Raw genomic sequence first — 21,597 nt, forward strand, 5'->3', positions numbered from 1 at the left:
GCCGGGAATGACCACCTCCGAACACCGGACCCTGGTCATGGGGGTGCTCAACGTCACCCCGGACTCGTTCAGTGACGGTGGTCGATGGCTCGACCCGGACGCGGCGGTGACGCACGGCCTGGAACTGCGGGCGCAGGGTGCGGACCTGATCGACGTCGGTGGGGAGAGCACCCGGCCCGGGGCCGAGCGGGTCAGCGAGGAGGAAGAGCTGCGCCGCACCGTTCCGGTGGTGCGCCGGCTCGCCGGGCAGGGCGTGGCCGTCAGCATCGACACGATGCGGGCGAGCGTGGCCCGGGCCGCTCTGGAGGCGGGCGCGGCCCTGGTGAACGACGTCAGCGGTGGCCGCTGGGACAGCGCCATGCCGGCGTTGATCGCGCAGACGGGTGCTCCCTTCGTGGCGATGCACTGGCGGGGCGTGCAGGCGCTGGGGCGGGCCGAGCACGATCTGGCCGCCCAGTACGACGACGTGGTGGCCGAGGTCGCCGCCGAACTGACCCAGAGCCTGGAGGTTCTGGTGGCGGCGGGTGTCGACCCGGCACAGGTGGTGCTCGACCCGGGTCTCGGCTTCTCGAAGAACGCCGAGCACAACTGGGAACTGCTGGCGCATCTGGACGCCCTGGTCGACCTCGGGCGACCGGTGCTGGTCGGGGCCTCTCGCAAGCGGTTCCTGGGCAGCCTGCTGGCCGGGCCGGACGCGGCCCCGGCACCGGTGGGGCAGCGCGACGACGCCACCGCTGCGATCAGCGCCCTGGCCGCGACGGCCGGGGTCTGGTGCGTGCGGGTGCATGCGGTGCGGGCCAGTGTGGACGCGGTGCGGGTGGCGGCCCAGGTTCGGCAGGCCGGGCAGATGCGGCAGATCCGGCAGCAGACCCGCAGTGGCACCCACACAGAGCACACACAGGCCGGAAGGACGACGGGGACACGGTGAGCACGGGGCTGGGCTTCGGCCCGATCACACAGGGGTCCGGGCGGTTGCTGGACCAGATCCGGCTCTCCGGCGTCACGGCCCGGGGCACCCACGGGGTCTTCGACTTCGAGCGGCGTGAAGGTCAGGACTTCGTCGTCGACGTGGTGCTGCACACCGACATCTCGGCCGCCGCGGCGAGCGACGACCTGACCCGGACCACCCACTACGGCGAGTTGGCCGGCACCGTTGCGGACATCGTCCGGGGTGATCCGGTCGACCTGATCGAGACCCTGGCCGAGCGCATCGCCTGGGCCTGTCTGGAGCCGCCGGGTGTGTTCGCCGTCGACGTCGCGGTGCACAAACCGCAGGCGCCGATCGAGGAGACCTTCGGCGACGTGGTGGTGGCGATCCGCCGCGAGCGCACGATCTTGCTGGAGCGGGCCCCGGCCGCGCCGGTGCCGGTGGTGCTCGCCCTGGGTACGAACATGGGTGACCGGCTGATGATCCTGCGAGGCGCCGTGCGTGACCTGCGGGCGGTAGAGGGGCTGGAGATCGACGTGATCTCACCGGTGATCCAGACCGATCCGGTGGGTGGTCCCGACCAGCCCGACTACCTGAACGCGGTGGTGCTGGCCACGTCCACGCTGAGCGCGAACGACGTGCTGGCCGCCTGCAACCGCATCGAGGGCGAGTTCGGCCGCGAGCGCACGGTGCGCTGGGGCCCGCGCACCCTCGACATCGACGTGATCAGCTACGGCGAGCTACGTAGTTACGACGAGAAGCTGACCCTGCCGCACCCCCGGGCACACGAGCGGGCGTTCGTGCTGGCGCCCTGGCTGGCGGCCGACGAGCACGCCACGCTGCTCACCGACTCGGGCCCGGAGAAGGTGGCCACCCTGCTGGAACGGGCTCCGGACCGGATCTCGCTGCGGCAACGGCCCGAACTCACCCTGGAGCACTGGGCATGAGGGGCGCCCGGATCAGCACCACGCTGCTCATCGGAGTGGTCTCGAGCGTGGTCTGCTGGGTCCTGCTGGACAGCTGGACGGGTCAGGGCAACACGGCTCCGCCGCTGTCCTGGACCGCGGTGTTCGGCACGGTGGCGCTGGTGGTCGTGGTGATCGCCGCCGGTCTGCCGATGCGTCGCTGGCAGCGCACCGTCCCGGGGGAGCGGGTCGGGATGAAGCGGCGGATCGACCCGCTGGTGGCCGCCCGTACCGCGGTGCTGGCCAAGGCGGCGGCGTACGGCGGGGCGCTGATCCTCGGCTGGTATCTCGGTCAGGCCCTGATCCTGCTGCCCGATCTGGTGGGTGACCGCCTGGGCCGGTTCGTGCTGGCGATGATTGCCGCGGGCAGTGCCGTGGCGCTGAGCGCGGCCGGTTTCGTCGTGCAGCGATGGTGCCGGGTCCCGCCGGACGACGACGAGAAGAAACCGGACTGAGTTCGGCATCTGTGACGGGTGTGTCGTCTGAGTCGTACCAGTATGAAAACCTCCGAACGGGAGGCTGACTGAGGCATCGGCCGAACGGCCATTCCTCTCGGTACCGGCGATGTCGGACGCACGCGTAACTACCCTGGGTACTCGATCGTAAGCACAGCGATCATTCACTCCCAGGAGACACCTTGCCCCCTGCTGTCCTGCTTGCGTCCGGATCCGTGCCCCTGGCATCCGGCCCTCTGGACGTGGTCAATGCGTTCGTCCCCTGGGACTCGGTGCAGGACCTGCGTTCCTGGATGCCGCTGGGGGTCGCGGGTGTCATCGTGTGGAGTCTGTGGATCTACCGGTGGGTGCTCTCCCGGGCCTACCGCCCGGTCAGCAACACCTTCCGCACGACCACCTCGGTCGTCGTACCCAGTTTCCGCGAGGACGTCGAGATCCTGCGCCGCTGCCTGGCCACCTGGCTGGCCCAGGGGCCGTCCGAGCTGATCGTCGTGCCGGACATCGAGGACATCGACTGCATCGAGATGCTGAACCGGGTGGGCGACCCCCGCCTGCGGGTGCTGCCGTTCGCACACCGCGGCAAGCGGTCGGCGCTGGGCGTCGGCATCCGCGCCGCGCGGGGCGAGGTGCTGGTGCTCACCGACTCCGACACTGCCTGGGAGCCAGGCCTTCTCGCGGCCGTCCAGATGCCGTTCCAAGATCCGCGGGTCGGTGCCGTCGCCACCCAGCAGAAGGTCTACCGGCGCTGGTCGAGCATGTGGCGGCTGGTCGCCGACTGGATCATCGACCTGCGTTACTACGACTACGTGCCTGCGATGGGCCGCGTCGGGGGCGTGATCTGTGTGTCCGGCCGGACCGGTGCCTACCGTCGCGACGCGGTGATGCCCGTGCTGGAGAACCTGGAGCACGAGTTCTTCCTGGGCCGCCGCTGCGTCGCCGGCGACGACGGCCGGCTGACCTGGCTGGTGCTGGCCTCCGGCTACCGGACCGAGTTCCAGTCGACCGCCCAGGCGATGTCGATGTTCCCGGCCACGTTCGCCGGTTTCGTGAAACAGCGCATCCGCTGGAGTCGTAACTCCTACCGCTGTTACCTCACCGCGCTCTGGAAGGGCTGGTTGCGCGACGTGCCCTTCGTCTCCAAGATCACCGTACTGCAGATTCTGCTCACCCCGGTGACCATGGGCATGGCCCTGACCTACCTCCTGCTCTCCCGGATGGCACCGGGCTGGGGCGGCGTGGTGCTGGCCCTGGGCTGGCTGATGGCGGGACGACTCGTGCGCAGCGTGTCCCACCTGTGGCGGCACCCGCTCGACATCTTCCTGCTGCCCGTGGTGACGCTCGTGGTCATCCTGATCTCGTTGCCGATCAAGCTCTACGCGTTCGTCACGATGAACAAGCAGGGCTGGCTCACGCGTAACAGCGACCAGATCGGTGGCGACGGGCAGGACAACGCCTCGCTCGGCCTGACCTTCGACGAGTCCCGGCGCGAGGTGGTTCTCGATGTCCGGTAAGGCTTTTCTGGGGTGCCTGGGCGCGGCCGTGCTGGTCTGCGCCGGCGGTGCCGCCCCGGCCCGGGCCGATTCCCCCGGAGACCAGGTGCTCGCCGCGAAGGAGGCTCTGACCGACGCCCCGCGCCAGGCCGAGCTGGTCGCCGGCGAGGACCAGCGGGTCACCCGGGCGCTGGTGAGTCAGCAGGTGCGCAAGGAGAAGGGCGCCGGCACCGGCGCCTACCGGGCCCGCTCGAACGGCCAGTACACGTTGGTGCTGACGGCCCGCAAGCGTCCCTACAGCTTCGACGACCTGCGAAACCTGTCACCGGACAAGCTGATCAAGCAGACCGACGGGTCGTTCCTGCTGCGCGAGCACGTGCTGGTCGGGCCCGGGGCCACTCTGTCGATCAGCCCCGACAAGCCGCTGAACCTCAAGATGAGTTCCGGCCCGGACGGTTTCGTCTCGATCGTCACCGACGGCGGGCGGCTGCGGCTGAACGGCACCGCTACCGCCCCGATCTCGATCACCAGCTGGGACGAGTCGCACGGCCGCACCGACGCGAGGCTCGGTGACGGCCGGGCCTACGTGCGGGCCAGTGGCCTGCTCGTGGCGAGCTACACCAGGTTCAGCCGGCTCGGCTTCTGGAGCGGGCGCACCGGCGGGCTGGCCGTGGGTGCCAACAGTTCTCTGCCCACCACCAACCTCAGCACCAGCGCGGCCACCGGGGTGGACGACGACCCGGTGGCCCAGCGGGCGGGCAGCCACACCGATATCCTGCCGGCGGGCAAGGTGCCCTCCGCGGCGCGGGACGGGGCCACGCCGCTCTTCTCCGCGATCACCAACTCCTCGATGAACGGCAACGCGTTCGGGCTGTTCGTGACCGGTTCCTCGGTGCAGGTCGCCGACACGGTGATCAGCAACAGCCTGGTCGACGGCCTGGTGCTGCACCGCAACGTGTCCGGTGCGGTGATCAGCCGGGTGACGGTGAAGAAGTCGGCCCTGGACGGAGTGGTGGTCAACCGCGACGTCGAGGCCACCACGCTGACCCAGCTGAACGTGCACGACAACGGCCGGGACGGCGTGCTGCTCAACGGCAGCCCGTTCGCCGACGGGCCCTCGCCCAGTGGCGCGTCCATGCGTCCCTTCGGCAACAACAACCTGAGCAGCAGCAAGATCTCCGGCAACGCCCGGATCGGGGTGTACGTCACGGGTGGGGAAGCGATCACCGTGCAGGGAAACACCGTGTCCGGTGGGCATTCCGGGATCGTGGTCTCGGAGGGCGCCCGGGAGGTCATGGTGAACAGCAACACGGTGAAAGACTCCGCAGCCAACGGAATTCAGGTGCGGGACGGCTCGAAGGCCGACCTGACCTCGAACAACGTGATCGGCGCGGCGACCGGTGTGCACGTCCGGGACGCGATCGCGTCGCTGCGCGACAACTCCACCTCCGGTGTCACCCTGCACGCGTTCACCTTCGTCGGGAACGTGGCCGGGAGCGTGGCCCGGGACAACGCGCTACGTGGTTCCGGCACCTCGGCCGTCGACACGGTGCGCGTCAGCGGTGAGGTGCCCGAGGTGTCCGACACCGATGACTCCGGCTGGTCCCGGACCGTCACGAAGGACTCGCTCGTCAGTATTCTCAGGCATCCGCTCACGATGGTCTGGATCGGCGTGGCCGTTCTGCTCCTGATGATGAGCCGTCCCCGGCGTGGCGGTACCCGTGCGCCCTACCTGGCTGATCCACTGATCGGGAACGGTCGGCCACCGATGGCCGACCTCTCGACGGAACGCACAGAACGCACGGAACGGGCAGAACGGCAGGAACGGGAGCAGTCGGTGAATCATCCCCAGCAGCCGGGATCCCGGCCGAGAGCCCAGCAATTCAGGCCGATCACGGTCAGGTCCGACGAATCCCCGCCGACCGTGGCCGCGCCCGTCCAGCATCCGGTGCCGCCGCAGCCCGGACGCCGTTCCACCCCGCAGTACCGGCCCCGCACCGCCGCGGAACGCCTGGTGCCGGGGATGCAGCCGAGGCCCGCACCGAACCGGCACGACCAAAACCGGCACGACCAGACCCCGCCCGGATATCACCCCGGTTACTCCGACCCGGAGCCCCCGGTGGCGGCCGAATGGCTTCAGCCGCGACCATCCTCGGTGCCGAGGCAGAAACCCGAGGTGCGTGTGGACGTCCGCGATTCCTGGGATGCCCGAAACGACAACGGCGACAACACCGGCGATAACGGCAACAACGGCAACAACGGCAATGGCACCCCGGCCAACGGGAGCACCGTGATCGACCTCGCGATCGCGCAGGCGCGGGCCAACCCCGTTCCCTCGCGCCGTCGCCGGTCGGTGGGACGATGAACGCGCCGACGGGCCGCCCCCTGATGGCGTTCGCGGCGCTCGGCCTGGTCGCGACCTTCGCGGCCGGCTGGGCGGTCGGGCATGAGTCCGGCAGCTCCGGCGGCGAGGTGCACAACACCACCTCCCCGGCCGTTCCGGGTGCCACCCGGACCCCGGCCACCAGCCCCGAGCTCCCGGCCGGGACCTCCACCGCACCGGACGTCACCGGTAGTCCGGAGGAAGGCGGGATCAGCACCGCCAAGCTGAAACTGCCGTCGCTGAACAAGTGGAAGAAACCACCGGTCGGCGCCTTCACCTGCCCACAGGCCACGTCCACGGTCTCGACCAGCGACGAACTGCAGCAGGCGCTCGACACCGCCAAGGCCGGCTCGTCGATCCGGATCGCCGACGGGCTGTACACCGGCGAGTTCAGGACCAGGCGCGACGGCACCGCGAAGAAGCCGATCTACCTGTGCGGCGGCCGTAAGGCGGTGCTGGAGGCGGGTGCGGTCAAGGGCGGGTACACGCTGCACTTCGACAGTGCCTCGTACTGGCGGGCCGACGGTTTCACGGTGCGCAACGGCCAGAAGGGCGTGATGGTGGACGCCGGTACGGGTATCGGCCTGCAGAACCTCCTGGTCGAGCAGATCGGTGACGAGGCCGTGCACCTGCGCACCGGCAGCACCAAGAACGTGGTGCGGGGCCTGACGGTGCGCGACACCGGCCTGCGTAAGCCGCAGTACGGCGAGGGCGTGTACATCGGTACGGCCGAGAGCAATTGGTGCGAGTACACGGACTGCAAGCCGGACCGCAGCAACGACAACTTCGTCCTGAACAACCACATCTCCGGCACCACCGCGGAGAACGTCGACATCAAGGAAGGCACCCAGGGCGGCGTGCTGACCGGCAACACCTTCGACGGCGCCGGCCTGACCCAGGGCGACAGCTGGGTCGACGTGAAGGGCAACGGCTGGCTGATCTCGGGCAACACCGGCACCGACTCACCCGCCGACGGCTACAAGGTGATCGAGATCCTGGACGGCTGGGGTTGGCGGAACCTGTTCAGCGCCAATTCCTCCACGGTCAACGGCAGCGGCTACGCGATCAACGTGACGAAGCGGCACAATGACAACGTGGTGCGCTGCAACAACACGGCGAAGAGCGCGGCCGAGGGGCTGACCACGATCGACTGCGCCAAGTAGAAGCTACTTGTCGACTACTTGTCGACGTCGCCGACCACGAAGAAGGTCGAGCCGATGATGGCGACCAGGTCGGGGAGCAGGGTGCCCGGCAGCAGTTCGGACAGCACCTGCACGTTGCTGAACGAGGCCGAGCGCAGCTTCAGTCGCCACGGCACCTTGTCTCCCTTGCTGACCAGGTAATACCCGTTGAGACCGAGCGGGTTCTCGGTCCAGCGGTAGACCTGACCGGGCGGAACCTTGAGCACCTTGGGCAGTTTCACGTTGATCGGGCCGGGCGGCAGCGAGCGCAGCCGGTCGGCGCAGTAGTCGGCCAGGTCGAGGCTGACGTGCACCTGCTCCTGCAGCACCTGGAACCGGGCCAGGCAGTCGCCCTCGGTGCGGGTGACCACGCGGCCCGGGCCGCCGGGTGCGAACAGCTCGCCGTACGCCAGGTAGGGGTCGTCGCGGCGCAGGTCGAGGTCGAGCCCGCTGGCCCGGGCGACCGGCCCGCTCACCCCGTAGGCCGCGGCGGTCTCCTTCGACAGCACCCCCACACCGCGGGTGCGGGCCTGCAGAATCTCGTTGCCGACAATCAGCGACTCCAGCCGGGGCAGCCGCCGTCGCACCGACGCGACGGCGTGGTGCACCCGGGCCAGCCAGCCGGCCGGCAGGTCTTCCTTCAGCCCGCCGACCCGGTTGAACATGTAGTGCATACGCCCGCCGGAGAGCTCCTCCATCACGGCCTGCAGCTCTTCGCGTTCGGTGAACGAGTAGAAGACCGGCGTGATCGCCCCGAGCTCCAGCGGGTACGAGCCGAGGAACATCAGGTGATTGAGGACGCGGTTGAGCTCGGCGAGGAGGGTGCGGGCCCAGACGGCGCGCTCGGGAACCTCGGTGCCCAGCAGTTGCTCCGCCGCCAGCACCACTCCCAGTTCGTTGGCGAACGCCGAGAGCCAGTCGTGACGGTTGGCCAGCACGATGATCTGCCGGTAGTCGCGCACCTCGAACAGTTTCTCGGCGCCGCGGTGCATGTACCCGACGATCGGCTCGGCGCTCACCACCCGCTCGCCGTCGACGACGATGCGCAGCCGCAGCACCCCGTGGGTGGCCGGATGCTGCGGGCCGATGTTGAGCACCATGTCCGACGTGGCCAGGCCCGAGGACCCGAGCGCCACGGTGAGAGCGCGGGAGGTCTCGCCGGCAGCGCCGACAGTGGGAGTCACGCCTGAAAGTCTGCCCTAGGAGCGGCGGGGTGGGTGTGACATCCTGCGAACCATGGTCAGGACCCAGGGCGACGTCTTCGACGCGGACGGTGCGGCGTGGACGCCGATCTCCCCGAAACTGGCCGCCGTGCGGCGCGCCTGGCTGGCGATCGAGAGCCTCGTGGCCCTGGCCGTCTTCACCGTCCCGGCCGTGATGTTCAGCCGCTGGTTCCTGATCGGCACCGCGGTCAGCGTTCTCGCCCTGATCTGGGGCTGGTGGCTGATCGGGCGGCAGATCCGGTCGTGGGGCTACGCCGAGCGGGCCGACGATCTGCTGATCCGGCACGGGGTGATGTTCCGGGAGCTGGTCGTGGTGCCCTACGGGCGCATGCAGTTCGTCGACGTGCAGGCCGGTCCCATCGACCAGTTGTTCGGGGTGGCGCACATCCAGCTGCACACCGCCTCGGCCGGCACCGACGCCCGCATCCCCGGCCTGAACACCGCCGAGGCCTCCCGCCTGCGTGACCGTCTCGCCTCCCGCGGCGAGGCCCGTCTGGCGGGGTTGTGACGTTGTGACGCAGCCTCCGGTACCTCACTCGGGCCTGGCCGACGGGGAGTGGCACCTGATGCACCCGGCCACGCCGCTGCTGCGGTCGTGGCAGGTCATCGCCGTGATCCTGGTGTTCATCGTGCAGAGCCTGGGCAACAACGTGCTCACCGGGGAGGCCGACTTCGAGCGCCCGGACGTGGCGGGCAGCTGGCTGGCCGGGGCCGGGGCGGTGTTCGTACTGCTCATGCTGCTCGGTGTCGGCTTGGCCTTCGTGGTCTGGCGCTCCACCCGGTTCCGGGTGCTCGACGAGGCACTGGAACTGCACTCCGGCATCCTCGTCCGCCGGCAGCGGCGTGCCCGGCTCGACCGGATGCAGGCCGTCGACGTGGTGCAGCCGTTCCTCGCCCGTCTGCTCGGCCTGGCCCGGCTGACGGTCGAGGTGGCGGGCGGCAAGGAGTCGAACGTCGCGTTGTCCTACCTGCGTGAGGACGACGCGCGCACCTTGCGCAACCAGTTGCTCGCCTCGGCCGCGGGGTTGCGGTTCGAGGGGCCGGACGCGCCGGAGGCTCCCGAGCGCGGCAACCTGGAGGTGCCGGTCGGCCGGCTGATCGTGTCGCTGCTGGTCAGCGGCCCGGCCATCAGCTTCGTGCTGGGGGTGGTGGTGCTGGGCACCATCAGTGTCGTGATCGGGCACCCCGGGCCGCTGTTCGGCTCGTTCGCTCCGTTGCTCGGTGCTGCCGGGGTGCTCTGGACCCGTTTCACCAAGGGCTTCGGCTTCCGCGTGGCCGACTCGCCCGACGGTCTGCGCCTGCGGTACGGACTGCTCGAGCAGCGCACCCAGACCGTTCCGCCCGGCCGCGTGCAGGCGGTCCGGATCAGTCAGGGCCTTCTCTGGCGCCGCCTGGACTGGTGGACCGTGCACGTGAACATCGCCGGGTACGGCGGTGAGGACAAGGACTCCACCTCCGGCAGCACCCTGCTGCCGGTCGGTCCGAAGACCGAGGCGGTCGGCGTCCTGGCCCTGGTGCTGCCCGATCTCGGGGTCGGGCCGGGCGAGAACCCGTGGGACGTGGTGGACGCCGGCCTGCGTGGCTCCGGTCCGACGGCGGGATTCATGACGGCTCCGCGCCGTTCACGCTGGGTGGACCCGATCTCGTGGGGCCGGTCGGGGGTCCGCGTCACCGATCAGGCCCTGCTGATCCGTAGCGGCCGGATCTACCGTCACCTCGACATCGTGCCCCACGCCCGCACCCAGAGCCTGGGCCTGAGTCAGGGCCCGCTGCAACGGAAGCTGCGCGTGGCCTCGTTCACCGTGCACTCCACCGCCGGCCCGGTCGAGGCGGTCGCCTCGCACCTGGACGAGACCGAGGCGTCCGCGCTGATCGCGGTGCAGTCGCTGCGGGCCGATCAGGCGCGTAAAGACTCGGGGCCGGAGCGCTGGATGGAGACGGGGCCGTCAGAATTCGTGCAGGAGCCAGGCGAACCCGCCTAGCCCACCGGGATCCAGCAGCTCGTCGTTCTTCACCCCGAGTTCTTTCAGGGCCCGAGCCTGGCTGGTCAGCGTGCAAGAGACCGAAGTTGCCGACAGCGCCGACAGCACCGAGTCGATCGCGACATGCGCGGTGAGATCCATGGTGCCGTCCGGGCGGGGCGGCACGGCCCGTCCCCGGTAGAACCCGGTCAGGCTGCCGCCGGCCGGCCGGTCGGCCTTCCGATGGGCGTAGTCCACGCACAGGGTGGCCACCGCCCCGGCTCGTCGTGCCCGGTCGACCAGCCGGTGCCAGAACAGGTCACGGGCCCGCCCCACTTCGACCCGGTCGCCCTCACCCAGGTGGTCGAGCGGCCACCAGGTCCTGGCCCAGTCCAGATCGACGGACGAGGCCCGCCCGCCCAGGCGCTCACGCCCGGTTCGCGGGTCGACGAGAACCAGGCTCAGCCTGCCGTTCTCGTCCATCTCCAGCACCGTCACGGGGATGACGTCGAGCAGTTCCCAGGCGATCACCAGGGCGCCCTCGAAAACGTCGTCGGGCAGGGCGTCCACCCCGGGCGACCACCCGATCGACGGTGACAGGCCCGCGGGCCTGACCACCACGTCCGTACCCCAGAGCTCGTGCGGTGAGCCGACGAGCGAGGTGAGCAACTCACCCCGGCCGGCACCGACGTCCACAATCCGGCGGGCCCCGAGCATCGAGGCGAGCCGGGAGACCGCGCCCGCCAGCTCGTCCGGTGCCGCGTGCGACGCCGTGCGGAAGTGCCCCGCCGGGCCCTCCGGACGCCGGTAGAAGCCCGCGGGTCCGTACAGCGCCTCTGACCAGGCACTCTGCCAGGGCAGCATCACTCCGGGCGGCGTAGCACCACGGCGACATCGGTGACCGCGAACATGAACTTGCCCTCGGCCGCGAGCCGGGACAGCTCCTCGACCCACGACACGGCGCGGGCGGACAGGTCCGGGTCGTCCTTGGTCGCGGCCAGTACGCCCATCGCGACCTTCCAGCTGACCGAGCCCTGGTCGAAACGGCGGTGGGCATCGGCCCAGGTCTCCGCGCCCAGCATCTCGAACGGCGACTTCGAGGCCAGGGCGAGCAGTTTGCGGCCCATGAAACCGTCGGCCCGCTCGGCGAAGCGCGGCACGGTGGAGACGAAACGGTTGACCAGCAGCCGGGTCAGGGCGTCGTCGGGGCTGGCGAACAGGGCGGTGTCCCAGTCGCTGTGGGCCAGCACGAGCCGGCCGCCGGGCCGCAGCACCCGGTAGCACTCGGCCAGGTGCGCGAGCGGGTCGGCCAGGTGCTCGGCCACGTTCAGCGAGATCACCCGGTCGAGGGAGGCGTCGGTGAAGGGCAGTGGCTCGTTCAGGTCGGCGAGTACCGAGCGCACCCGGGCGTCGTTCAGCACGTCGTCGTCGAGGCTGGAGGCCGAGTCGACCGCATGCACGCGCCGGGGCTCCACGTCGTTCGCGGCGGCCGCCTTCAGCAGGGCCCGCACGATGCGACCGGGCCCGGTGCCCAGATCGGCCACCTCCAGCCCGGCGCGGTCGAGGTCGATCAGCTCGGCGATGCGTTCGTGACGTCCCACCCTGCAACCCTACGGCGCCCTCTTCGTGATCATGCAAAACCTCCCCGTGATGACCGGATCAGGAACCGCGACGTCCTACGCTGCCGGGGTGTCTGAAACTCAGCGACCTGCCGACCGTCCGGGCCGTCTCGGGGTCGGGGTGATCGGTGCCGGCCGGGTCGGTGCCGTGCTCGGCTCGGCCCTGCGGGCGGCCGGCCACGCGGTGGTGGGTGTCAGTGCGGTGTCCGAGGCCAGCGTCGAGCGGGCCTCGGTGCTGCTGCCGGGGGTTCCGGTGCTCGAGGTGCCCGACGTGGTCGAGCGGGCCGAGCTGGTGCTGGTGGCGATCCCCGACGACGCCCTGCCCGGCCTGGTCTCCGGCCTCACCGAGACCGGCGCCTGGCAGCCGGGACAGCTGATCGTGCACACCAGCGGGCGGTTCGGCTGGAAGGTGCTGGAGCCCGCGGTCAGCCGGGGCGCGATCCCGCTGGCCCTGCACCCGGCGATGACCTTCACCGGCACCAGCCTCGACCTGAGCCGCCTGGTGGACTGCTGCTTCGGGGTCACCGCACCCGGGCCGGTGCTGCCGATCGCGCAGGCCCTGGTGGTGGAGATGGGCGCCGAGCCGGTGGTGATCGACGAGAAGATGCGTGGGCTCTATCACGCGGCCCTCGCCCACGGCTCGAACCACCTGGTCACGCTCGTGGCCCAGGCCCTCGACCTGCTCCGGGCCGCGGGTGTGGAAGACGCCTCCCGCCTGCTCGCGCCGCTGCTCTCGGCCTCGCTGGACAACTCGCTGCGGGGCGGGGACAACGCCCTGACCGGCCCGGTCGCCCGCGGTGACGCGGGCACGCTGGCCGACCACCTGCGGGCGATCCGCGCCACCGGCGAGCGCGGTGAGGGCACCCTGGAGACCTACCGGGCGATGGCCCGGGCCACGGCCGACCGGGCGCTCGCCTCGGGGCGTCTGCAGGTCGCGAGCGCGGAGGCACTCCTCGCGGCCCTCAACACGGAACCCCCCGAGCAGTAGTTGTTCGTCACGCCAGGGGCCGGTGGGCCCGGTGAAGATGACGAGTAGGTTAAGAACCATGTCCACAGTTGTGGCCCGAACCCGGGACGAGCTGGCCGTGGCTCGCGAGAAGCTGCACGGCACGGTCGCCGTCGTGATGACGATGGGCGCTCTGCACGAGGGGCACGCCGAGCTGGTGCGGCGGGCGCGCGAGCGGGCCGACAGCGTGATCGTCACGATCTTCCTCAATCCGCTGCAGTTCGGCCCGAACGAGGACCTGGCCAAGTACCCGCGCACCTTCGAGGCCGATCTGGAGCTGTGCGAGCGCGAGGAGGCCGACCTGATCTTCGCGCCCTCGCCCGACGTGGTGTACCCGAACGGCGACCCGGGCATCCGGATGTCGGCGGGCCTGCTCGGGGCCAAGCTCGAGGGAGCCTCGCGGGCCGGGCATTTCGACGGCGTGCTGACGGTCGTGGCGAAGATGTTCCACCTCACCCGGCCGCAGCTGGCGTTCTTCGGGCAGAAAGACGCGCAGCAGTTGCTGCTCATCCGCCGGATGGCCCGCGACCTGGACTTCGACTGCGAGATCGTGGCGGTGCCCACCGTGCGGGAGAGCGACGGCCTGGCCCTGAGCAGCCGCAACCGGTACCTGAGCGCGCTGGACCGGGAGTCGGCGCTGGCCCTGTCGAAGGCCCTGCACGCCGGGCACGACGCCCGCACGCGGGGTTCGGCGGCGGTGCGCCGGGCGGCCCGGGACGTGCTGGTGGCCGAGCCGCTGGTGCTGGTCGACTACCTGGTGCTGGTCGATCCGGAGACCCTCGACGACGTGCCCGAGTGGTATCAGGGTGAGGCGGTGCTGCTGGTCGCGGCCCGCGTGGGCACGACCCGGCTGATCGACAACCGGCCGCTCTGGATCGGTGGTTCGCTGTGAGCACCCAGCTGGCGACCTCACTGGCCACCCCGGAGATCGGCTGGACCACCCAGGCCGACGTGATCGTGGTCGGCTCGGGTATCGCCGGGCTCACCGCGGCGCTGCGACTGCGCCGCCGGGTGCCGCGGGTGCTGCTGGTCACCAAGACGGTGCTGGACTCCGGCTCCACCCGCTGGGCCCAGGGCGGTATCGCGGCGGCGCTGGCCCCGGAGGACTCGCCCGCCGAGCACCTCGACGACACGCTGGTGGCCGGGGTCGGGCTGTGCGACACCTCGGCCGTGCAGGCGCTGGTCACCGAAGGTCCGGCCCGGGTGCGCGAGCTGGTGGCCCTGGGGGCCAATTTCGACCGCACCCCGGACGGTGAGATCGCCCTGACCCGCGAGGGCGGGCACCACCGCGACCGCATCGCCCACGCCGGTGGTGACGCCACCGGCGCCGAGATCTCCCGGGCGCTGATCGCGGCGCTGGAGGCGGTGCGCGACGACCCGGGCATCGAGGTGCTGGAGCACGCGCTGGTGCTCGACGTTCTCACTTCTCCGGACGGAAAGGCCTGCGGAGTAACCCTTCACGTCATCGGCGAGGGCAGCCGTGACGGGGTCGGCGCGGCCCTGGGCCGGGCCGTGGTGCTGGCCACCGGCGGCATCGGGCAGGTGTTCCAGTCGTCGACCAACCCGCGCGAGGCGACGGGCGACGGCATCGCGGCCGCGTTGCGGGCCGGCGCCGAGGTGGCCGACCTGGAGTTCGTGCAGTTCCACCCCACGGTGCTCTGGCTCGGCCAGAACGCGCGGGGTCAGCAGCCCTTGATCTCCGAGGCGGTGCGCGGCGAGGGCGCCCTGCTCGTCGATGTCAATGGCGTGCGTTTCATGCCCGGCGTGCACGAGATGGCCGAACTGGCCCCGCGTGACGTGGTGGCCAAGGCGATCGTGCGGCAGATGGCGGCGACCGGCTCCTCGCACGTCTACCTCGATGCCCGGCACCTGGGCCGGGACTTCCTCCGCCGGCGCTTCCCGACCATTGTGAACGCCCTGGCCGGGCACCGTTTCGACCCCGCCGAAGACCTCATCCCGGTGGCACCCGCCCAGCACTACCACTCCGGTGGCATCCGGGTCGACGCCGTCGGCCGCTCCAGCCTGCCCGGGCTCTACGCGGCGGGGGAGTGCTCCTGCACGGGGGTGCACGGGGCCAACCGCCTGGCCAGCAACTCGTTGCTGGAGGGTCTGGTGTTCGCCCACCGCATTGCGGACGATGTGAGCACCCGGGTCTCCTCGGGTGAGCTGACGCAGGTGGAGCCGTCGGCGAGGCCGGGTCCGGTCGGCCTGCTGCCGGCCACCGCCCGCACGAAGATCCAGCGGGCCGCGTCCTCGGGCCCGGGCGTGATCCGGACCGCCGCCGGTCTGGAGAAGGCGACGCAGGACCTTGCCCGATTGTCTTCCGGTGCGCCCGTGGAGATTCCGGAAGGCGCGCACAAGCTCGACGTCACCCACGGCACGGCGGAGTGGGAGACCATGAACCTGCACACGGTCGCCACCGCCCTGACCCGGTCGGCCGCGCTGCGCGAGGAGACCCGGGGTGGGCACTACCGGGAGGACTTCCCCTCGGCGTCGGCGGACTGGCTCGGGCGGCTGGTCTCCCGGGTGAATCCTGACGGGGAGCTGGAGACCCGGTTCGAATCTTTGGGGAGCACGTCGTGAGTAACTGGGAATCGCTCTGGCCCGCAGGGGTTTCGGAGAGGCTGGACGACGCGGGGCTGGACCCGGCGCGGGTCCGCTCGGTCGTGCGTGACGCCCTGGCGGAAGACCTGGGGATCGGCGGCGCGGTGGTCTCGGTGCCCGGCGCGGCCCCCGGTCACGACGTGACCAGCGAGTCCACGATCGGCGCGGACGTGCTCGGGCAGGCCCACGTGGTCGCTCGCACCGGCGGGGTGATCAGTGGAATGCCGCTGATCCCGGTGGTTCTCGCCGAGGTGGCGGGCTGGACGGGCCTGGCGGGGGTTTCTGCCGAGGTGCTGCGCGCCGACGGTGACGTGGTCGTGCGCGACGACGTGCTGGCCGTGCTGCGGGGACCGGTGCAGGTGTTGCTGATCGCCGAGCGCACCCTGCTCAACCTGGTCTGCCGCACCAGCGGTATCTCGACGCACACCCGTCTCTGGGCTCAGGAGCTGTCCGGCACCGGCGCCCAGGTGCTCGACACCCGGAAGACCACGCCCGGCCTGCGGATGCTCGAGAAGTACGCGGTGCGCTGCGGCGGCGGTACGAACAAGCGCATGGGTCTGTACGACGTCGCGATGGTGAAGGACAACCACAAGATCGCCGCCGGCTCGGTGGCCGGGGCCTACCGGGCCGTCCGTGAGCGGTTTCCCGCGGTGGCCGTGCAGGTCGAGGTCACGACTCCGGACGAAGCCGTTGAGGCGGTTCTCGCCGGGGCCCGGTTCCTCCTGTGCGACAACATGTCTCCCGCGGTACTGGCCGAGAGCGTGAAGGTGGCCAGGGCCGCGACCGACGAGAGGATCGAGATCGAGGCCACCGGTGGCCTGACGGTCGAGGTGGCGAACGAGTACGCGCGCACCGGGGTGGACTACCTGTCCGTGGGTGGGCTCACGCACTCGTCGCCGATCCTCGACCTCGCGATCGACCTGATCAGCGATTGATCAGTGAGAAGAATCAGGCCTTTTCGTCGAGCAGGCTCTCGTAGGTGTTGCGCAGCCACTCGGCGATCGCGACCCGCTCGTTGAACCGGGCGGTCGGGTCGGCGCGCTCGGCCTGGGGTGCGCGGACGGCCTCGGCAAAGGCCTTGGCCAGCGACGACACATCGGGGATGCCGGCCCGGTCGCAGGTGTAGGTCAGGGCCGAGCGCTGCGACGAGGCGTGACTGTTCGCCGGCATGATCGCCTGCGTGCCCAGGTCGTAACAGGCCTCCGGCCACAGCGAGTGCGAGCCGAAGAAGGGCGGTACGAGTGCGGCGTCGAGACCGAAGATGTTGTCCCACAGCTGGGAGTCGGTCATCGGTCGGTGGGCCCGTAGCGTGCCGCCGACACTGTTGACGATCCGGTCGATCTCGCGGATCGTGGCCGGGTCGTAACGGGTGGAGTCGGGGTCCAGCAGGTGGTCGTGGGCGAACAGCACGAGCCGCACGTCGGGCGTGCGCTTCGCGGCCTCGGCCAGTGCCGACACCACCTTGACCGGGTCGCTGGGCAACCGCAGGCTGCCCAGGTGCACACCGACGAGGTAGGGACCGCTCTGACCGCGGGCGGGGCGCTCGCGGCGCATCCGGACGAAGTCCACGGCGTGCGGGTGCGGCTGCACCTGTGCCGTCACCTTCCAGCGCTTGGCGATCTCCTTGGCGGCGGACTCGGTGAGCGTGACGACCTGGTCGGCCGCGGGGATCAGCACGTCGAGCTGGGCGGCGTAACCGGCCTCGTCCAGGCCGGTCGGGTCGCTCAGGTGGTAAGCGGTGACGATGAGCGGCCGGCCGGCGTCGCGGGTGGCCTGCACCGCCGCCTTCACGTGCTCGGCGCTCATCCGGGGGGCCAGCGCGTGCACGTGCACGATCTGCATGTCGCCGAGATGGGTCTGGAGCCAGGCCGGGTCGAACGCCGCGGGGGGCTTGGGGGCGGAGCCGGGCATCTGGACGGTGGGACGGTGAACACCGTCGACGCCCTCGGGGTGACCGAGGTGCCGGACGTAGACGCCGCGCCCGGGGAGCGCTGCGATCTTGATGATCGTGCGGCCTTCCCACTCGGGGGATGCACGACGTCGCTTACGGGATGGTGACACGGGCGCCTCTCGCGAGATATCGCTGGTAGCGGTGGCTGTGCGACTCGCGCCGGGGCTGGACGAGATGGTCACCATAACCTGATCAACTCCACTCAACGACCTGATGATCCGAAGACTGCGAGCGGAGGTGACTCCGCACATTTCCGCCGACTCGAGCCTGGCATCTGTGATCGCTTTCCGCGCGCTGAAGCCCGATGCTAGGGGCTCGACGGCCTCGCGCCGCTTTTTGGAAAGGACCTCACTTGACCATCCGCGAGTTCGGGAACGACCTGCTGACAAGCCTTCTCGAGTTCACCCGGCAATCCGTACCGGGTGCCGTAGGGGTCGGGCTCAGCGTGGCGATGGACAGCAAGGAAAACGAGGGCGCCCCCCAGACGATCGCCGCCATCGGGGTTGCCGGAGAACTTGACATCGCTCAGTGGAAACACGCTCAGGGCCCGATCTGGGACGCATTCCGTCGCGACACCGTGATCATCCGGCCGACGGAGAACGACGACATCGGCCTGAACTCCCTGCCCGGTGTCGGCACGGACGTGACCGACGTGGTGCGCGGCGCGGTCTTCGTGCCCGGGGAATTCGGCTCGGACCTGCCCACCGTGTTCTCGGTCTACCTCGACCGGGTGCCGGACCACCAGGTGCTGCGCGACATCGACCGCTACGAGCCGCTGGTGACCCAGGCCCTGGCCGTGGTCGAGTACTGCGCCGGCGAGGAGCAGGTGGCCCAGCAGATGCTGCAGATGACCCAGTACCGTCGGGTGATCGAGCAGGCGAAGGGTCTGGTCATGGGTGCTATCGGGGCCGACGCGCCCTCCGCCTTCGCCGCCCTGGCCCGGGCCAGCCAGCACTTCAACATCCGGCTGCGCACCCTGGCCGTGGCCCTGGTCGAGCACGTCGGCCGTCAGGACGCCGAGCACCCGGACGACCCGGAACTGGTGGTGCGCCCGACCCCGGCCGAGCGGGAGACCGCGGCCCGGATCTGGGCCGCGCTGACGACCAGCGCGATCCTGGAACAGAAGTGACCTGCCTCTCGTGATCGGACCCGGGACCCGGCGCACCGTCGCACGGTCGCGCGGGGCACGGGTCGCACCGTCACGAGAGGGACGGCCTGAGGGTTGACGGCGGCGCGGTAAAGGTTTAGACGGGGCCGACTAGGATTGCTCGTCGTGACCGACCAGCAGGCTGATGCCACCCGCGAACTGCCCGACTCGAACGGCGAGGACCTTCCCGAGCAGATGCGTATCCGCTCGGAGAAGCGGGCGCGCATCCTGGCCGAGGGTAAGGCCGCCTATCCGATCGAGGTCGAGCGCAGCCACACGCTCGCCGAGATCTGCACCGCCCACTCCGAACTGGAGGCGGGCGCGTCCAGCGGCGAGATCGTCTCCGTGGCCGGCCGGGTCGTGCGGTTCCGCAACGCCGGCAAGCTCATCTTCGTCGTGCTGCAAGACGGTGACGGCACCCAGCTGCAGGTCATGGTGTCCAAGAACGGCGTCGGCGACGAGGCCCTGGCCGCCTTCAAGACCGATGTCGACCTGGGCGACTTCGTCTCCGTGCACGGTGAGGTGATCTCCTCCCGCCGCGGTGAGCTCTCGGTGATGGCCGACGGCTGGGCGATGGCCTCGAAGGCCCTGCGCCCGCTGCCGGTGCTGCACAAGGAGATGTCGGAAGAGGCGCGGGTGCGCCAGCGGTACGTCGACCTGATCGTGCGTCCGGCCGCGCGCGAGGTGGTGAGGACCCGGGCCAGCGTCGTGCGCTCGCTGCGCGACACCTTCCACTCGCACGACTTCACCGAGGTCGAGACCCCGATGCTGCAGTCGCTGCACGGGGGCGCGGCGGCCCGGCCGTTCCAGACCCACATGAACGCGTTCGACATCGACCTGTTCCTGCGTATCGCCCCCGAGCTGTTCCTCAAGCGCGCGGTGGTCGGCGGTATCGACCGGGTCTTCGAGATCAACCGCAATTTCCGGAACGAGGGCGCGGACTCCACGCACTCCCCGGAATTCGCGATGATCGAGGCCTATCAGGCCTACGGGAACTACAACACCATCGGCGACCTGACCCGGGAACTGGTCCAGAACGCGGCCCTGGCCGTGGCCGGCAGCACCACCGTGGTCCTGGCCGACGGCACCGAGTACGACCTCGGTGGCGAATGGCGGCAGATCACCATGTTCGGTTCCCTCTCGGAGGCCGCCGGACGTGAGGTCACCGCCCTGACCGAACGCGCCGAACTGGTCGAACTGGCGGCCAAGCACGATGTGCCGGTGCAGGACTGGTACAGCCCGGGCAAGCTCGCCGAGGAGCTCTTCGAGGAGCTCGTGGTGCCGGACCTGTACGCGCCGACCTTTGTGCGCGATTACCCGGAAGACACCTCACCTCTGGTGTCGGCACACCGCACCACGCCCGGTGTGACCGAGAAGTGGGACCTCTACGTGCGGTCCTTCGAGCTCGGCACCGGCTATTCCGAGCTGGTCGACCCGGTGGTGCAGCGCGAGCGCTTCGTGGCCCAGGCCCGGGTGGCTGCAGCGGGTGACGACGAGGCCATGCGGCTGGACGAAGACTTCCTCCGGGCCATGGAGTACGGCATGCCGCCGACCGGTGGCATGGGAATGGGCCTGGACCGGTTGCTGATGGCAATCACCGGCCTGGGCATCCGGGAGACGATTCTCTTCCCCTTGGTCAAGCCCGAATAAGCCCGTAGCACCAGGACAGTTGTAGGACAGGAGTCGACATGGACTACGTGGCAGCGATCTTTCCCTCGATCGGTGTTCTCGCCATCTTCGTGGTCGCCATCCGCGCCATCTTTCAGGCGGATCGGCGTGAGCGTCTGGCCCAGGCCGCCCAGGACCGCAGGCTGACCGCGGACGAGAAAGCCCGGGACGGGAAGTCTGGGCAAACGCACACCTCGCAATCTGTGAAGCCTGCAGATTCGTAGAGACGCGCCGGGCGACCGGTCGTTCTTTAGCGTCACCCGTTCGGCCGAACGGGTGACGTGATCCTCGCAGATGCCGGTGAAAGGTTTGAATGTCACCGGTCGTGGAGACACCACGAATCCGTTCGCTATTGCGGGCCGTCAGCGGTGTTGGCTTGACATGTTTGAATGTCGACTCCATGATTCCGATGAATGGGTTCATCTGCCCGGGGTGGACTCCGGTGGCGTTTCTAGGAGTAATTGATGGCGCAGAAGGTGCAGGTCATTCTTGTTGACGACCTGGACGGCGGCGAGGCCGAGGAGTCGGTCTCGTTCTCGCTGGACGGGGTCAGCTATGAAATTGACCTCTCCGCAGCGAATGCGGAGGCATTGCGGGAAGCGATCGCACCGTGGGTGGAGCACGCCCGCCGGATCAGCGGCCGTTCCGGCGGCCGTGGCCGGGGTGCTGCCCGTGGCCGTTCCGCCGCCAAGGCGGATCTCGGCGACGTGCGCTCATGGGCGCGTGACAACGGTTACCAGGTGAGTGACCGGGGCCGCGTCTCGGCCGAGGTCATGGCCGCCTACGAGGGCGCGCACTAGCCCGTACGCACAACCCACCTTTGCCCCGGTGAAGTTCTGCCCCGGCGGGTGGTGTAAACGAACGCCGCGCCACCGCCGTGAATCACGGTGAAAACTGTGTGCCGGGCGCCGGATCACTCCTGGTCCGGCGCCCGGCACAGTTTTGTCCAGGGTCTTTGTATTTCCCTGGGCCGGCCGGGGAATCGAAAGTGCGGTACCTGGAGGGGAAACAGATTT

At 70.0% G+C, this 21,597-nt stretch carries 20 protein-coding genes; 16 read left to right on the plus strand and 4 right to left on the minus strand.

What is annotated here, in order from left to right; genetic code table 11:
* The first annotated feature begins 7 nt into the window (after positions 1–7).
* From folP to QSK05_RS04465, 6 genes are all read left to right on the plus strand, one after another.
* Positions 8–928 carry a dihydropteroate synthase gene (gene folP, locus QSK05_RS04440; RefSeq protein ID WP_352300254.1) on the plus strand — a complete coding sequence of 307 codons (921 nt, stop codon included), beginning with the start codon at positions 8–10 and terminating at the stop codon, positions 926–928.
* Positions 925–1,875 (plus strand): 2-amino-4-hydroxy-6-hydroxymethyldihydropteridine diphosphokinase, encoded by a 951-nt coding sequence (folK, locus tag QSK05_RS04445; protein ID WP_285594162.1) that lies wholly within the window; start codon positions 925–927, stop codon positions 1,873–1,875. Before folP ends, folK begins: the two co-directional genes overlap by 4 nt.
* On the plus strand, positions 1,872–2,348 hold the full coding sequence (locus tag QSK05_RS04450; RefSeq protein ID WP_285594164.1) for a DUF3180 domain-containing protein: 477 nt from the start codon (positions 1,872–1,874) through the stop codon (positions 2,346–2,348). The genes folK and QSK05_RS04450 overlap by 4 nt, the downstream gene beginning before the upstream one ends.
* Before the next feature lie 293 nt (positions 2,349–2,641).
* The gene (locus QSK05_RS04455) at positions 2,642–3,859 is read left to right on the plus strand and encodes a glycosyltransferase (RefSeq protein WP_352300257.1); all 1,218 of its coding nucleotides are present in this window, start codon (positions 2,642–2,644) and stop codon (positions 3,857–3,859) included.
* Complete coding sequence (locus QSK05_RS04460) at positions 3,849–6,203, plus strand: right-handed parallel beta-helix repeat-containing protein (RefSeq protein WP_285594169.1); 2,355 nt, start codon at positions 3,849–3,851, stop codon at positions 6,201–6,203. The genes QSK05_RS04455 and QSK05_RS04460 overlap by 11 nt, the downstream gene beginning before the upstream one ends.
* Positions 6,200–7,384 carry a right-handed parallel beta-helix repeat-containing protein gene (locus QSK05_RS04465; RefSeq protein WP_285594171.1) on the plus strand — a complete coding sequence of 395 codons (1,185 nt, stop codon included), beginning with the start codon at positions 6,200–6,202 and terminating at the stop codon, positions 7,382–7,384. Before QSK05_RS04460 ends, QSK05_RS04465 begins: the two co-directional genes overlap by 4 nt.
* 14 nt (positions 7,385–7,398) lie before the next feature.
* Here the strand turns inward: QSK05_RS04465 and QSK05_RS04470 are convergent, their stop codons facing one another.
* Positions 7,399–8,502 carry an NADH-quinone oxidoreductase subunit D gene (locus tag QSK05_RS04470; RefSeq protein WP_352300259.1) on the minus strand — a complete coding sequence of 368 codons (1,104 nt, stop codon included), beginning with the start codon at positions 8,500–8,502 and terminating at the stop codon, positions 7,399–7,401.
* A 136-nt stretch (positions 8,503–8,638) separates the two neighbouring features.
* On the opposite strand from QSK05_RS04470, the gene QSK05_RS04475 reads away from it, so the two are divergent.
* Positions 8,639–9,133: a PH domain-containing protein gene (locus QSK05_RS04475; protein WP_285594175.1), complete on the plus strand. Its 495-nt coding sequence runs from the start codon at positions 8,639–8,641 to the stop codon at positions 9,131–9,133.
* 4 nt (positions 9,134–9,137) lie between these two features.
* On the plus strand, positions 9,138–10,607 hold the full coding sequence (locus tag QSK05_RS04480) for a PH domain-containing protein (RefSeq protein ID WP_285594177.1): 1,470 nt from the start codon (positions 9,138–9,140) through the stop codon (positions 10,605–10,607).
* Here QSK05_RS04480 and QSK05_RS04485 read toward each other — a convergent pair.
* Entirely contained in the window at positions 10,572–11,450 is an 879-nt protein-coding gene (locus tag QSK05_RS04485) for an SAM-dependent methyltransferase (protein ID WP_285595163.1), read from the minus strand. The genes QSK05_RS04480 and QSK05_RS04485 overlap by 36 nt on opposite strands.
* Positions 11,450–12,187, minus strand: a complete 738-nt coding sequence (locus QSK05_RS04490; protein WP_285594179.1) for a methyltransferase domain-containing protein — start codon at positions 12,185–12,187, stop codon at positions 11,450–11,452. The genes QSK05_RS04485 and QSK05_RS04490 overlap by 1 nt, the downstream gene beginning before the upstream one ends.
* A 49-nt stretch (positions 12,188–12,236) precedes the next feature.
* Between QSK05_RS04490 and QSK05_RS04495 the strand changes: the two genes are divergently transcribed.
* The 4 genes from QSK05_RS04495 to nadC are packed head-to-tail and all read left to right on the plus strand — an operon-like array spanning position 12,237 to position 16,750.
* Positions 12,237–13,193, plus strand: coding sequence for a Rossmann-like and DUF2520 domain-containing protein (locus QSK05_RS04495; protein WP_502879712.1), 957 nt, complete (start codon positions 12,237–12,239; stop codon positions 13,191–13,193).
* A gap of 58 nt (positions 13,194–13,251) precedes the next feature.
* Positions 13,252–14,103, plus strand: a complete 852-nt coding sequence (gene panC, locus QSK05_RS04500; protein ID WP_285594182.1) for a pantoate--beta-alanine ligase — start codon at positions 13,252–13,254, stop codon at positions 14,101–14,103.
* Complete coding sequence (locus QSK05_RS04505) at positions 14,100–15,794, plus strand: L-aspartate oxidase (RefSeq protein ID WP_285594184.1); 1,695 nt, start codon at positions 14,100–14,102, stop codon at positions 15,792–15,794. Before panC ends, QSK05_RS04505 begins: the two co-directional genes overlap by 4 nt.
* On the plus strand, positions 15,791–16,750 hold the full coding sequence (gene nadC, locus QSK05_RS04510; protein WP_285594186.1) for a carboxylating nicotinate-nucleotide diphosphorylase: 960 nt from the start codon (positions 15,791–15,793) through the stop codon (positions 16,748–16,750). Before QSK05_RS04505 ends, nadC begins: the two co-directional genes overlap by 4 nt.
* 13 nt (positions 16,751–16,763) lie before the next feature.
* On the opposite strand, the gene QSK05_RS04515 is transcribed toward nadC, so the two are convergent.
* Entirely contained in the window at positions 16,764–17,876 is a 1,113-nt protein-coding gene (locus QSK05_RS04515) for a glycosyltransferase family protein (protein WP_285594188.1), read from the minus strand.
* Positions 17,877–18,118: 242 nt separating this feature from the next.
* On the opposite strand from QSK05_RS04515, the gene QSK05_RS04520 reads away from it, so the two are divergent.
* From QSK05_RS04520 to QSK05_RS04535, 4 genes are all read left to right on the plus strand, one after another.
* Complete coding sequence (locus QSK05_RS04520; RefSeq protein ID WP_285594190.1) at positions 18,119–18,895, plus strand: ANTAR domain-containing protein; 777 nt, start codon at positions 18,119–18,121, stop codon at positions 18,893–18,895.
* A 144-nt stretch (positions 18,896–19,039) separates the two neighbouring features.
* On the plus strand, positions 19,040–20,563 hold the full coding sequence (gene lysS, locus QSK05_RS04525; protein ID WP_285594192.1) for a lysine--tRNA ligase: 1,524 nt from the start codon (positions 19,040–19,042) through the stop codon (positions 20,561–20,563).
* A 38-nt stretch (positions 20,564–20,601) separates the two neighbouring features.
* Entirely contained in the window at positions 20,602–20,805 is a 204-nt protein-coding gene (locus QSK05_RS04530; protein WP_285594194.1) for a hypothetical protein, read from the plus strand.
* 240 nt (positions 20,806–21,045) lie between these two features.
* Positions 21,046–21,381, plus strand: a complete 336-nt coding sequence (locus QSK05_RS04535; protein ID WP_231489095.1) for a histone-like nucleoid-structuring protein Lsr2 — start codon at positions 21,046–21,048, stop codon at positions 21,379–21,381.
* The last annotated feature ends 216 nt before the right edge of the window (positions 21,382–21,597 follow it).

Origin of the sequence: Kineosporia sp. NBRC 101731, assembly GCF_030269305.1 — a bacterium.
Classification (GTDB): Bacteria; Actinomycetota; Actinomycetes; order Actinomycetales; family Kineosporiaceae; genus Kineosporia.

Bases quoted from the DNA above. Each gene is read 5' to 3' on its own strand.
- folP (WP_352300254.1), top strand. From the start codon at position 8: ATGACCACCTCCGAACACCGGACCCTGGTCATGGGGGTGCTCAACGTC.
- QSK05_RS04450 (WP_285594164.1), top strand. From the start codon at position 1,872: ATGAGGGGCGCCCGGATCAGCACCACGCTGCTCATCGGAGTGGTCTCG.
- QSK05_RS04455 (WP_352300257.1), top strand. From the start codon at position 2,642: ATGCCGCTGGGGGTCGCGGGTGTCATCGTGTGGAGTCTGTGGATCTAC.
- QSK05_RS04460 (WP_285594169.1), top strand. From the start codon at position 3,849: ATGTCCGGTAAGGCTTTTCTGGGGTGCCTGGGCGCGGCCGTGCTGGTC.
- QSK05_RS04465 (WP_285594171.1), top strand. From the start codon at position 6,200: ATGAACGCGCCGACGGGCCGCCCCCTGATGGCGTTCGCGGCGCTCGGC.
- QSK05_RS04470 (WP_352300259.1), bottom strand. From the start codon at position 8,502: ATGGTGCTCAACATCGGCCCGCAGCATCCGGCCACCCACGGGGTGCTG.
- QSK05_RS04475 (WP_285594175.1), top strand. From the start codon at position 8,639: ATGGTCAGGACCCAGGGCGACGTCTTCGACGCGGACGGTGCGGCGTGG.
- QSK05_RS04485 (WP_285595163.1), bottom strand. From the start codon at position 11,450: ATGCTGCCCTGGCAGAGTGCCTGGTCAGAGGCGCTGTACGGACCCGCG.
- QSK05_RS04495 (WP_502879712.1), top strand. From the start codon at position 12,237: ATGACCGGATCAGGAACCGCGACGTCCTACGCTGCCGGGGTGTCTGAA.
- panC (WP_285594182.1), top strand. From the start codon at position 13,252: ATGTCCACAGTTGTGGCCCGAACCCGGGACGAGCTGGCCGTGGCTCGC.
- QSK05_RS04530 (WP_285594194.1), top strand. From the start codon at position 20,602: ATGGACTACGTGGCAGCGATCTTTCCCTCGATCGGTGTTCTCGCCATC.
- QSK05_RS04535 (WP_231489095.1), top strand. From the start codon at position 21,046: ATGGCGCAGAAGGTGCAGGTCATTCTTGTTGACGACCTGGACGGCGGC.